This window comes from Actinoplanes sp. NPDC051343 (assembly GCF_044455125.1).
Classification (GTDB): Bacteria; Actinomycetota; Actinomycetes; order Mycobacteriales; family Micromonosporaceae; genus Actinoplanes.
This window is the reverse complement of sequence record NZ_JBITEL010000001.1, coordinates 396172-407829: the sequence shown is the minus strand read 5'-3', so window position 1 is coordinate 407829 and position 11658 is coordinate 396172. Positions and strand designations below refer to the sequence as shown.

Below are 11658 nucleotides of genomic sequence, written 5' to 3'. Positions count from 1 at the left end.
GGCCGCAGCTGTTCAACAGCGCTCCTTGCGTTTCCCGAAACATCGTCTTTATATTGGGCCGGACCTCAGAGTGGTACCTGGGGTCCACCTAGCGGACCTGAGCAAGGGTGGCATGCATGGCAAAGATCTCCCGGCGCGCGATGCTGCAGGGCACCGCGGCCGCGACAGCGGCGGCCGCGACATCCACCGTGGGTGGAACCGCGGCGACGGCATCTCCGCAGAGGCAGAAGGAACCCACCACCAAGACGCCGGTGACCACGCCCGTCCCGGACAACCTGGAGAAGTTCTACGACCCGGTCTACAACGTCATCCGCGGCCAGGCGCCGGCGTCCTATCACCCGTGGGTCACCAACCGGGCGGACCGGGTCCTGCTCTACAGCCGGACGGCCGGCCCCCGGCACGCCCACCTCGGCCCCGCTCTCGCGGCCGGACTCAACCCGCCGCTCACCGCGGCAAACGTGCTGCAGAACGCGCTCATCAAGTGGATGGGCGAGGTGGGCGTGCAGGTCGACTGGACCGAGGACGTCACCCAGATGCCGGGCATCGGCAGCACCTACAAGGCGGTCGTCTTCGGCAGCACCAGCCGCGACACGATGTGGAAGCACGGCACCGCGGTCGATCCGGCCGCCGCGGTCAACACCACCACCGGCGCTCACCTGGACGCCGCGAAAACCGCGCTGCACCAATACATGCGGGCCGGCGGCGGCTTCGTCGGCATCCACAACGCGGTCGGCGGCACCGAATACAACTGGCACTGGTTCGAGGGTTTGACCGGCTCGCAGTACTACGACCACGGCGCGCTGCAGGACGGCACGGTCGTCACCTACACCGACCATGACTCCTCGACCGAGGGACTTCCGGCGCGGTGGGCGTTCAAGGACGAGTGGTACAACTGGATGCCCTTCCCGACCCGGGTCAAATTCCTGCTGGGAGTCGACGAGTCCACATTGGCCACCAAGTCGAAGGTGCACCCCGGGCACGGCAGGTTCCATCCGCTCTCGTGGTGCCAGTACTACGACGGCGGCCGTTCCTGGATCACCGCGCTGGGCCACGACTCGCTCGCCTGGACCGACGGCTCCGGCTATCCCGGTCAGGCGTTCTTCAAGAAGCACGTCGTCAACGGAATCCTGTCCGCCATGGGCAACCTGCCCTTCTGCGTTTAGGGAGATGTCATGAAGAAGAAGACCTGGACCAAGCCGAAGACCGAATGCCTGGAATCACGCCCCGAGGTCTCCGCCTACGCCGGGGTCGGCCAGCCGTGGGCCAAGCAGCGCTGACCCGCGACGAGTTCGCGGCGGCCCTGCGCGGGTTGTCGGTCCGCTACTGGGACCGGCACCCGTTTCATCTGCGGCTGCACGCCGGCCGGTGCGCGCCGGCCGAGGTGCGGTCGTGGGTGGCCAACCGCTGGTACTACCAGAAGGTTCTCGCGCAGAAGAACGCCGCGATCATCGCCAACTGCCCGATTGCCTCGGTCCGCCGGCGCTGGCTGGAACGCCTGACCTTCTTCGACGGCGGCGCGGGTGACGACTGGCTCGTGCTCGCCGACGCGGTCGGCCTCGCCCGCGAGGAACTGCTCGACGAGCGGCACGTGGCCCGTGGCACCCGCTTCGCGGTCGACGGCTACCTGCACTTCTGCCTGACCCGGCCGTGGACCGAGTCGGCCGCCGCCGCGCTCACCGAGCTTTTCTCCCCGGACTTCATGGCCGCCCGGGTGCTCGCCTGGCGGGCCCACTACGACTGGATCAAGCCGGACGGCTACGCGTACTTCGAAAAGCGCATCCCGGTGGTCCGCGACGACGCCGGCTACACCCTCGACCTGGTGCTCACCCACTGCGTCAGCCCCGATCAGCAGCGGGCTGCCATCACCGCGCTCGCCTTCAAGTGCGACGTGCTCGGCGCGATGCTCGACGCCGTCGACTATCAGGGCGGCGTGCGGTGAGGCCCGGCCTGGTCCGCGGCGTACGGCTGGTCCACGATCCGGTCCGCGCCGCCGACGCCCTGCTTTATCCCGAGGGCAGCCTCGTTCTCGACGGCCCGGCGGCCGACGTCGTGCGTGCCTGCGACGGCCGTCGCGACGCGGCGGCGATTGCCGCCTTGCTCTCTCAGGAGTACGAGGGTGTCACCGTCGAAGACATCACGGATCTGATCGGGGATCTGGCCGCGCGACGCCTGATCGAAGACTCTGGTTCTCCGACGCGGATCCGGACCGCCGCCGGCCGGCCCGGCCCGCACAGCCCACTCGCCGTCGGGCTGGTCGCCGAACTGACCTACCGCTGCCCGCTGCGCTGCTCCTACTGCTCGAACCCGCTCGAGATCGCCCCGCGCTCCGAGGAACTGACCACCGCCGAGTGGCTCGACGTGCTCGGCCAGGCCCGCGACCTCGGCGTCCTCCAGGTCCACTTCTCCGGCGGCGAGCCGCTGCTCCGCCGCGATCTGCCGGAGCTGGCCGCCCATGCGAGGCGGCTCGGCATGTACACCAACCTCGTCACGAGCGGGCTGGGCCTGTCGGAGGGCCGCCTGGCCGGTATCGACCACGTGCAGTTGTCCATTCAGGACTCCGACGCGGGAGCGGCGGACGAGGTCGCGGGCGTACGTGCGTACGCAAGAAAGGTGGAGGCCGCCGCGGCCGTGCGCACCGCGGGCCTGCCGTTGACCGTCAACGTGGTGCTGCACGCGCGCAACGTCGACCGCCTGGCCGGGATCGCCGACCTGGCCGTGAGCCTCGGTGCGGACCGGCTCGAGCTGGCCCACACCCAGTTCTACGGCTGGGGCCTGCTCAACCGCGACGCGCTCATGCCGACCGGTGCGCAGATCGAGCGGGCCAACGCGGCTGCCGTGCGGGTGCACGACCGCTACGGCGACCGGCTCGAAATCGTCTACGTCGAACCCGATTACCACACCGGCCGTCCGAAGCCGTGCATGAACGGCTGGGGGAGCCGGCAGTTCTCGGTCACCCCGACCGGCGCGATGCTGCCCTGCCTGGCCGCTCAGCAGCTGCCCGGGCCGCCCGCGCCGAACGTCCGCGACCGGTCCGTCGGCGACATCTGGCAGCATTCCGAGCTGTTCAACCGCTTCCGCGGCACCGGATGGATGGCCGCGCCCTGCCGGGACTGTGCGCTGCGCGAGCTCGACCACGGCGGGTGCCGCTGCCAGGCGTTCGCCCTCACCGGCGATCCGGGCGCCACCGATCCCGCCTGCACGCTCTCACCGCGGCACGCCGAACTCGCCGGGGTTGCCCGAGCCGCCGGTTCCCGGCCGCGGCCACCGGCCGTCCCGCGGCGTTACCGGTGAAGGTCCGCATCCTCGGTAGCGCGGCCGGCGGCGGCTGCCCGCAATGGAACTGCGCCTGTGCCGTCTGTGCCGCCGCACGCCGCGAGGGCCGGCAGCGCACCCAGGACACGGTCGCGGTCAGCGGGGACGGCTCGGCGTGGTACCTCATCAACGCCTCGCCGGACATCCGCACGCAACTCGTGTCCGCCCCCGACCTGGCTCCGGGGCCCGGCCTGCGGCAGACGCCGATACGGGGCGTTCTGCTGACCACCGCCGAACTGGATCACACCGTCGGCCTGCTCAGTCTGCGCGAGGCGACAGCGCTCACCGTGTACGCGACCGCGGCGGTGCGTATCGCGTTGGAGCCGGTCCGGCAGATGCTCGCGGCTTACACCCCGGTCGACTTCCAGTCGTTCGGGACGGGGCTCGCCGGCGGTCTGACGGTGCAACGTCTGACGGTGGGCACGAAACGGCCGCGGTACGCCGCCGGCCTGCCGGGCGGGGACTGGGTATCGGCGCTGCGGCTGACCGACGCGCGAACCGGTTCTTCGTTCGTCTACGCCACCTGTCTGCCGGCCTGGACCGAGGAGTTCGACGAGTTCCTGCGCGGCGCCGACGAGGTGCTGCTGGACGGCACCTTCGGCACCGACGACGAGCTGACCCGTGCCACCGGCCGGCCGGGCAGCGCCGCCTCGATGGGTCACCTGCCGATCGAAGCGTCCCGGCACCGCCGGGCCAGGCACCCCGGCACCCGCTTCCGCTACGGCCATCTCAACAACACGAACCCGGCCGTCGGGCCGGACATCGCCACCGACGGCCTTGTCCTGCCTTTGTAACAGTCAGGACTTGACATCGACATCTTCCTGCGTCGATAACTAACGTACCAGTTCGTACAAACGACGCCGGAGGTTCCTCGGTGAGCAGCGAGCGGTATCTGGTGGGTCTCATCGGCGCGGGCATCGGTACGTCACTGAGCCCGGCCCTGCACGAGCGGGCGGCCGGCCGCCTGGGCGTGCGGTACTCCTACGAGCTCATCGACATCGACGCCCTCGGTGCCTCGCCGGCCGACGTGGGTGACCTGCTGACCGCCGCCCGGCAGCTCGGATTCCGCGGCCTGAACATCACGCACCCGTGCAAGCAGGAAGTCGTGAAGTACCTCGACGACCTCGCGCCGGAGGCCGCCGAACTGGGCGCGGTGAACACCGTGGTCTTCGACAACGGCCGGTCGGTCGGCCACAACACCGACCGGTACGGCTTCGGCACCAACCTGGCCCGCGCGCTACCGGACGCCGCCCTCGGCCGGGTCCTGCAGGTAGGGGCCGGGGGAGCCGGAGCGGCCGTGGCATCGGCAATGATCCGCGCCGGGACGCGACAACTCCTGCTGGCCGACGCCGACCCGCAACGATCCCGCGCGCTGGCCGATCGGCTGAACGTCGAGGCGGTGCCGCTCGATGCCGTCCCCGGCCTCGTGCCGGAGGTCGACGGGCTGATCAACGCCACTCCCGTCGGGATGGAAGGCCACCCCGGCGTTCCGGTGGACGCGGGCGCCCTGCGCAGCCGTACCTGGGTCGCCGACGTGATCTATCGACCGCTGGAGACCGAACTCATCCGGGCGGCCCGGAGCCGGGGCTGCCCGGTGGTCCCGGGCGGCGGCATGGTCGTCTATCAGGCCGTCGAGGCGTTTCGCCTCTTCACCGGCCACCGGCCGGACGGCGATCGGATGTTCGCCGACTTTCTGGAGCTCACCGGGACCGGCGATGCCTGAGCCGTCAGCGGCCGGCTTCCCCGGCCAGCAGCCGCGAGCCCTCGCTGCGCCAGCGGCGCAGCAGCTCCGGCAACTCGTCGTTGTGTTCACCGAGCACGGGAGGCGCGGCAGCCGGGCGCAGCGGGACGTTGTCGAAGAGCACGCCGCTGCCGCTGACCCGCATCGTGCCGCCGGCCTCGCCCGGTGTCCCGGCCGGGAACGGCACCGCGGTGAAGAATCCCCGCTCGTCCAGCTGGTCGACGGCGACCGCCTGCGGCACCGTGAGGATGCGTGCGGCAGGCACTCCGGCCGCCGCCAGCCGCTGCTCCCACTCCTGGGCCGGGCGCTCGCGCAGCGCGTCGTTGAGCAGGTCGTTCAGCTCGTCGCGGTGGGCCTTGCGCGCTTCCCGCTCGGCGAATCGGGGATCGGCCACCAGCTCCGGGCGGCCGACCAGGCGGCACAACGTCTCGAACTGCTCCTGCCGGTTGGCGGCGATGTTGAGCGGCCCGTCCGCCGCCTCGAAGGTGCCCGACGGGGCGGCCGTGGCGTTCTGGTCGCCCATCGGCGCCGGCTCGACCCCGCCGATCAGATAGTTGGAGACGGTCCATCCCATCGCCGACAGCGCGGCCTCCAGCATCGACACGTCGAGGAACCGGCCCTGCCCGTCAATCCGCCGGCCGGCCAGCGCGGCGGCGATCGACATCGCCGCGGTCAGCCCGCCCAGGGTGTCGGCGACCGGGAAGCCGACGCGCAGCGGCACGGTCTCCGGCGTCCCGGTCACGCTCATCATCCCGGACAGCCCCTGGATGATCTGGTCGTACGCCGGTGCCTGGCTCATCGGACCGCGCTGGCCGAACCCGGTGATCGCGCAGTAGATCAGGGCCGGGTTGAGCTCGCACAGCCGTTCCCAACCGAAGCCGAGGCGCGCCAGCACCCCCGCCCGGTAGTTCTCCACCAGAACGTCGGCGTGGGTGACCAGCTCGGTGAACGCCTCCCGCCCGGCCGCCGCCTTCAGGTCGAGCTCGATCGACTTCTTGCCGGCGTTCTGGGCCAGGAACGAGGTTCCCAGTCCGGCCGCGTTCAGCTGCGGATCGGGCCCCAGGTGCCGGGCCAGGTCACCGCGGCCGGGCACCTCCACCTTGACCACCTCGGCCCCGAGCAGCATCAGGTGATAGGTGCAGTACGGACCGGCGAGAACGTTGGTCAGGTCGAGGACGCGGACACCGTCCAGCGGACGATCGTGCATGCGCGACGCTCCTTCGAGGGGTTAGTACGACGAACCGAGCGGGTGTTCGAAGCCGCGCTCGGTGATCTGCGCGGCCGCGGCCTGCAGGTCCTTGACGAAGCCGGTGACCCGGTCGTCGGTGAACCGGACGGTCGGGCCGCTCAGCGAGAGCGAGGCGACCACGGTGCCGGAGCGGCCGACGATCGGCACGGCGACCGCGGAGAGACCCTCGTCCCGCTCGCCGTGGCTGACCGCGTACCCCTGGGCGGCCGCGGTGTCGGCCCACTCCCGCAGCTGCCCGGCGTGGCCCGGGCCGTAGGGCGAGGACCTGGCGATCCGCTCGAGCAGTTCGGCGGAAGCGTTGCGCAGCAACACCTTGGACGACGCGCCGCCCCACAGCGGCAGCTCGTCACCGACCTGCACCACGTGCCGCAGCGGCTGGGGGCTCTCCTGCTGGGCGATGCAGACGCGGACGATGTCGCGTACGACGTAGACGTTGACCGTCTCGCGCTGCCGGGCGGCCAGTTCCCGCATCATCCGCTGGGTCTCCGGCGGCAGCTCCCAGCTGCGCCGGGCCAGGTGCGCCCAGCGCCACAGGCCCGGGCCGGCCATGTAGCCCGAGCTGGTGGCCCACAGCAGGCCACTCTGTTCGAGCGTCTGCACGATGCGGATCACGGTCGTCTTGGCCAGCCCGGTGGCCGCGACGATGTCGCGCACGGCGATCAGCGGACGGTCCTCGGTCAGCAGCGACAGGATGTCGAGCGCGCGCTGGATGCTGCGCACGCCGCCGCTGTCGGGCGGGGCCTCGGTCACGGTGGCTCACTTTCTCTCGCGAAGGCGGACACCGACGATTCTGCCGCCCGGAGAGCGACTTCATCGGTCCGTAACTTTTCCGCTTCGACCTATTGCCAGGGGCTTGCGGCCAACCGTACGTTACACCGGAGTCCGCACAGTGGTCCATATACGCGCTCAATGGTCCACGTAGCGGACCTCATTCGTGGCGACCGAGGAGGATGGATGCTCGACACGATCGTTGACCCGTCGCCGGACGGCGTGGCTGTCGCGCCCGCGCTGGTCGGTGGCAAATGGATCGACGACGGACCGGTCGCCGAGCGGATCGGCCCGTTCACCCGCCTCGCGGTCAGCCGGGCCAGCGTGGCCCAGCCGGCCGACGCCGCGGCCGCCGCCGAATACGCCCGAGCCGCCTCGCGCAGCGTGGGTCGTCTCGCGCCCGCCACCCGGGCGGAGATCCTGGACCGGGCCGCGGCACTGGCCGCCCGGCGTCGCGAGGACATCGCCCGCCTGCTCGCCCTCGAACTCGGCAAGCCGCTCAAGGACGGGCTCGGCGAGCTCGACCGGGTCGCCGACACGTTCGCCGTCTGTGCCGCCGAGGCGCGGCGGATCGGCGGCGACGTGCTGCCGGTGGCCGGCTGGGCTCGCGGCATCGGCAACACCGCGCTGACCTACCGCGCCCCGGCCGGCGTCGCGCTGGCCATCACCCCGTTCAACGCGCCGGCCAACCTGCTCGCCCACAAGCTGGGCGCCTCGTTCGCGGCCGGCAACAGCACCATCGTCAAGGCGCCGCCGCAGGCCCCCGCGGTGTCGGCGGCCGTGGTCGCGCTCCTGCTCGAGGCCGGCGCGCCGGTCGAGGCCGTCCAGCTGCTGCACGGCGGCGGCGAGATCGGCGCCGCGCTCTGCGCCGCGCCCGAGGTGGCGGTCATCAGCTTCACCGGCAGCGCCGAGACCGGAGAGGCAGTGGCCCGCGCCGCCGGTGCGAAACGACTCGTGCTGGAACTGGGCGGCAACGCCGCCACCATCGTCTGCGACGACGCCGACCTGGCCGCCGCCGCGAAGACCTGCGCCCGCACCGGCTACTCCAACTCCGGGCAGAGCTGCATCTCGGTTCAGCGCGTCTATGTGCAGCGACCCCTTTTGGAGACCTTCGTCGACCTGCTCACCGCCGAGGTCGAAGCGCTCAAGGTCGGCGATCCGCTCGACCCCGCCACCGACGTCGGGTCGATGGTCGACGAGGCCGCGGCCGAGCGCGTGCTGAGCTGGGCCACCGAGGCGGTCGAGGGCGGCGCCCGGATCACCGTCGGCGGCACCCGCGACGGCGCGACGCTGAACCCGACCGTGGTCGCCGAGCCGCCCGCCGACGCGTCCGTCGTGGTCCGCGAGGTGTTCGGCGCACTGGTCACCGTGCTGCCGTTCGACGACTTCGACACCGTTCTGCAGACCTGCAACGCCAGCCGGTTCGGCTTGCAGGCCGGCCTGTTCACCCGCGACATCGGCCGCATCCTGACCGCCTGGCGCGAGCTCGAGGTCGGCGGCCTGGTGGTCAACGGATCGTCCAACTACCGGCTCGACCACGTGCCGTTCGGCGGAGTCAAGGACTCCGGATTCGGCCGGGAGTCGCCGCACTACATGGTCGAGGACTACACGGTGGTGAAGACGCTGATGCTGCGCGGCATGTCGATCTGGGGAGACAACTGATGGGTACGCCAACCGCCGCCGACGCGCTCGTCGAACAGCTGCGCTCGTACGGCGTCGACCGCGTCTTCGGCACCTGCGGGCACACCAACATCGCCCTGCTCGACGCGATCGGGCGCAGCGACATCGACTTCGTCATCGCCCGCCACGAGCAGACCGCGGCCCACGCCGCCGACGGGTATGCCCGGGCCACCGGCAAGCCGGGCGTGCTGCTCATGCACGTCGGCCCCGGCATGATGAACGCGGTCACCGGCGTGGCCACCGCGGCGCTCGATTCGGTGCCGCTGGTCGCGATCTCCGGCGACATACCGTCCTACATGTACGGCCGGCACCCGCACCAGGAGGTCAACCTCCACCACGACGCCGACCAGACCGCCATCTACCGCCCGTTCGTCAAGCGGGCCTGGCAGGTGCACCGGGTGGAGGACCTGACCCGGTTCACCGAGCGGGCGTTCTGGACCGCCACCAGCGGGCGGCCGGGCGCGGTGCTGCTCAACGTGCCCATGGACATCTTCTCCCGCCCGATGCCCGACGGCGTGCCGGCCTATCCGCTACCGGAGACCAGCACCCGGCCGGTCATCTCCGAGGCGGACGCCGAGGCGATCGCGACCGCGCTGGCCGAAGCGGAGCGGCCGCTGATCTATGTGGGTGGCGGCGCCGGCGGAACGGCCCTGCGGGAGCTCGCCGAGCACCTCGACATCCCGGTGGCGCACTCGCTGATGGCCAAGGGCACGCTGCCCGACGAGCATCCGCTCGTACTGGGCATGACCGGGTTCTGGGGTCTCGAGGTCACCAACAAGTACGCGCGGGAGGCCGACCTCGTCCTCGCCATCGGCACCCGCTTCGCCGAGACCGACGCCAGCTCCTGGAATCCGGCCTACACGTGGCGCTTCCCGCCGAGCCGCCTGATCCAGATCGACATCGACCCGGCCGAGATCGGGCGCAACTACCCGGTCGAGATCGGTGTGGTCGCCGACGCGGGCCCGGCGATCGCGGCCATCTGCGAAGCCGCGCGACGCAGGCCGGCCACGCGCAAGAATCAGTCCTGGATCAAAGCCGCTCGGGACGAACTCTTCGCCGCCAGCGCCGAGCGCGGCCGCAGCGACCAGTTCCCGTTGCGGCCCGAGCGGATCCTCGCCGACGTGCGCGCCGCGCTGCCCGCCGACACGGTGCTCGTGACCGACGTGGGCTGGAACAAGAACGGTGTCGCCCAGTGCTACCCGCTGCCGCCCGAGGGCCGGTTCATCACCCCCGGCGGCGCCTCCACGATGGGCTTCGGCCCGGCCGCCGCCCTCGGCGTGCAGCTCGCCCAGCCCGACCGGGTGGTGGTCGCGCTGGTCGGTGACGGCGGCATGAGCGCCCAGCTGCCGGCCCTGCCGATGGCGGTCGAGCAGGGCCTGCCGGTGATCTTCCTGGTGATGAACAACCGGTCCCACGGCACGATCTCCGACCTGCAGGCGAGCAACTTCGGCCGCAGCTACGGCTGCGACTTCACCGACCCGGACGGCAACCCCTACAGCCCCGACTTCGCCGCCCTCGGGCGGGCCTGCGGGGCCGACGGATACCTGATTTCTGCGGCGGCCGAGCTGACGACCGTGCTGCGGACGGCCGTCGAGCGCCGCCGACCGGCGGTCATCGACGTGCCGATGGTCAACGAGCCGGTGCCGACGCCTGGGCACTGGAACATCAAGGACATCTATCAAGGCGTCTTCGAATAATCCCCTGAAATGATCGAGGTGACGCACATGATGAGACGATGGGCCGCCCTCGCTGCGCTGGGCATTCTCTTCGCGGCCGGCTGCAGCGCACCCGGCAGCAAGAAGGACGACGCCGGCGGCGACAGCTCCGGCCCGATCAAGATAGCGGTCGCCGACGCGCAGAGCGGCCAGCTCAGCTCGCTGGGCGCGTGGGAGCTCAAGGGCGTCAAGCTGGCGGTCAACCAGTGGAATGCCAAGGGCGGCGTCAACGGCCGGCAGATCGCACTGACCGTCTACGACACCCAGGGCGACCCCACCACCGGCACCAACCTGGCCCGCAAGATCTCCTCCGAGGGCAACGTCGCGCTGCTCGGCACCGCCGAGAGCGCGGTGACGATCGCCATGGCGCCGATCCTGAAGTCGGAGTCCATCCCCAACATCACCTCCGGCCAGTCGCCGGGCCTGGTCGCGGTCGGCAGTCCCTTCCTGTTCCTGAACGGCCCCACCAGCACGACCTACGACGAGACCCTGGCCAAGTACGTGGTCGACGCCAAGGGCCTGAAGACGATCGCGATGATCAGCAACAACGGGTCGTACGGCAAGGGCGAGCACGACGCCTTCCTCAAGGCCCTGTCGGCGCGGGCCATCAAGCCGGTCGCCGACCAGGTGGTGACCACCGATCAGAAGGACTTCAGCGCCGCCCTCTCGACGATCCGTCAGAAGAAGCCGCAGCTGATCTTCCTAGGCGCCGAGGAGGTCGAGTCGGGCCTGATCGTCAAGCAGGCCCGCGACCTCGGGATCACCGCCCCGTTCGCCGGCGCCGCGCCGCAGGGCACCCCGGTCTTCCTCAACACGGCCGGCGCCAGGAACGTCGAGGGAACCATCGTCAGCTCGCCGTACCTGAGCAACGACGGTTCCGCCGCCTCGAAGCAGTTCGCGACCGACTACAAGGCCGCGTACGGCGAGGACGCGGAGCTGCACGGAGCCAAGGCGTACGACGGCGCGCAGATCCTGCTCACCGCGCTGAAGACCAGCAACGGAGCGACCGGTCAGAAACTCGCCGACGCGATCCGGGCCACCAAGTATCAGGGCCTGCTCGGCAACTTCAGCTTCGACAACACCGGTGTCGGGATCTCCGCCACCTCGATCGGCACCATCCAGAACGGCAAGCTGGTCGCCGCATCCAGCTGACACCCGGCCGGCCGGCGACCGAGCCGGCCGGCTCAGACAAC

10 protein-coding genes are annotated in these 11658 nt (G+C 70.9%); 8 read left to right on the top strand and 2 right to left on the bottom strand.

The window, feature by feature from the left end:
* Nucleotides 1-116: 116 nt before the first annotated feature.
* The 5 genes from ACIA5C_RS01760 (at nt 117) to ACIA5C_RS01740 (ending at nt 5035) form a co-directional block, all read left to right on the top strand.
* The gene (locus ACIA5C_RS01760; protein WP_396050164.1) at nt 117-1163 is read left to right on the top strand and encodes a ThuA domain-containing protein; all 1047 of its coding nucleotides are present in this window, start codon (nt 117-119) and stop codon (nt 1161-1163) included.
* Nucleotides 1164-1258: 95 nt separating this feature from the next.
* Nucleotides 1259-1939 carry a pyrroloquinoline quinone biosynthesis protein C gene (locus tag ACIA5C_RS01755; protein ID WP_396050162.1) on the top strand — a complete coding sequence of 227 codons (681 nt, stop codon included), beginning with the start codon at nt 1259-1261 and terminating at the stop codon, nt 1937-1939.
* Nucleotides 1936-3291: a pyrroloquinoline quinone biosynthesis protein PqqE gene (pqqE, locus tag ACIA5C_RS01750; protein WP_396050160.1), complete on the top strand. Its 1356-nt coding sequence runs from the start codon at nt 1936-1938 to the stop codon at nt 3289-3291. Before ACIA5C_RS01755 ends, pqqE begins: the two co-directional genes overlap by 4 nt.
* Nucleotides 3288-4106: a pyrroloquinoline quinone biosynthesis protein PqqB gene (gene pqqB, locus ACIA5C_RS01745; RefSeq protein WP_396050158.1), complete on the top strand. Its 819-nt coding sequence runs from the start codon at nt 3288-3290 to the stop codon at nt 4104-4106. The genes pqqE and pqqB overlap by 4 nt, the downstream gene beginning before the upstream one ends.
* An 80-nt stretch (nt 4107-4186) precedes the next feature.
* Nucleotides 4187-5035: a shikimate dehydrogenase gene (locus ACIA5C_RS01740; protein WP_396050156.1), complete on the top strand. Its 849-nt coding sequence runs from the start codon at nt 4187-4189 to the stop codon at nt 5033-5035.
* Between the two features lie 4 nt (nt 5036-5039).
* On the opposite strand, the gene ACIA5C_RS01735 is transcribed toward ACIA5C_RS01740, so the two are convergent.
* Both ACIA5C_RS01735 and ACIA5C_RS01730 read right to left on the bottom strand, forming a co-directional pair.
* Nucleotides 5040-6260 carry a CaiB/BaiF CoA transferase family protein gene (locus tag ACIA5C_RS01735; protein ID WP_396050154.1) on the bottom strand — a complete coding sequence of 407 codons (1221 nt, stop codon included), beginning with the start codon at nt 6258-6260 and terminating at the stop codon, nt 5040-5042.
* A 21-nt stretch (nt 6261-6281) separates the two neighbouring features.
* Nucleotides 6282-7052: an IclR family transcriptional regulator gene (locus ACIA5C_RS01730; protein WP_396050152.1), complete on the bottom strand. Its 771-nt coding sequence runs from the start codon at nt 7050-7052 to the stop codon at nt 6282-6284.
* 204 nt (nt 7053-7256) lie between these two features.
* Here ACIA5C_RS01730 and ACIA5C_RS01725 point away from each other — a divergent pair, with 204 nt between their 5' ends.
* The 3 genes from ACIA5C_RS01725 to ACIA5C_RS01715 are packed head-to-tail and all read left to right on the top strand — an operon-like array spanning nt 7257 to nt 11617.
* Nucleotides 7257-8732, top strand: coding sequence for an aldehyde dehydrogenase family protein (locus tag ACIA5C_RS01725; RefSeq protein ID WP_396050151.1), 1476 nt, complete (start codon nt 7257-7259; stop codon nt 8730-8732).
* The gene (locus ACIA5C_RS01720) at nt 8732-10447 is read left to right on the top strand and encodes a thiamine pyrophosphate-binding protein (protein ID WP_396050149.1); all 1716 of its coding nucleotides are present in this window, start codon (nt 8732-8734) and stop codon (nt 10445-10447) included. Before ACIA5C_RS01725 ends, ACIA5C_RS01720 begins: the two co-directional genes overlap by 1 nt.
* Before the next feature lie 27 nt (nt 10448-10474).
* Complete coding sequence (locus tag ACIA5C_RS01715; RefSeq protein WP_396050147.1) at nt 10475-11617, top strand: ABC transporter substrate-binding protein; 1143 nt, start codon at nt 10475-10477, stop codon at nt 11615-11617.
* The last annotated feature ends 41 nt before the right edge of the window (nt 11618-11658 follow it).

Bases quoted from the DNA above. Each gene is read 5' to 3' on its own strand.
- ACIA5C_RS01760 (WP_396050164.1), top strand. From the start codon at position 117: ATGGCAAAGATCTCCCGGCGCGCGATGCTGCAGGGCACCGCGGCCGCG.
- ACIA5C_RS01720 (WP_396050149.1), top strand. From the start codon at position 8,732: ATGGGTACGCCAACCGCCGCCGACGCGCTCGTCGAACAGCTGCGCTCG.
- ACIA5C_RS01735 (WP_396050154.1), bottom strand. From the start codon at position 6,260: ATGCACGATCGTCCGCTGGACGGTGTCCGCGTCCTCGACCTGACCAAC.
- ACIA5C_RS01715 (WP_396050147.1), top strand. From the start codon at position 10,475: ATGATGAGACGATGGGCCGCCCTCGCTGCGCTGGGCATTCTCTTCGCG.
- ACIA5C_RS01725 (WP_396050151.1), top strand. From the start codon at position 7,257: ATGCTCGACACGATCGTTGACCCGTCGCCGGACGGCGTGGCTGTCGCG.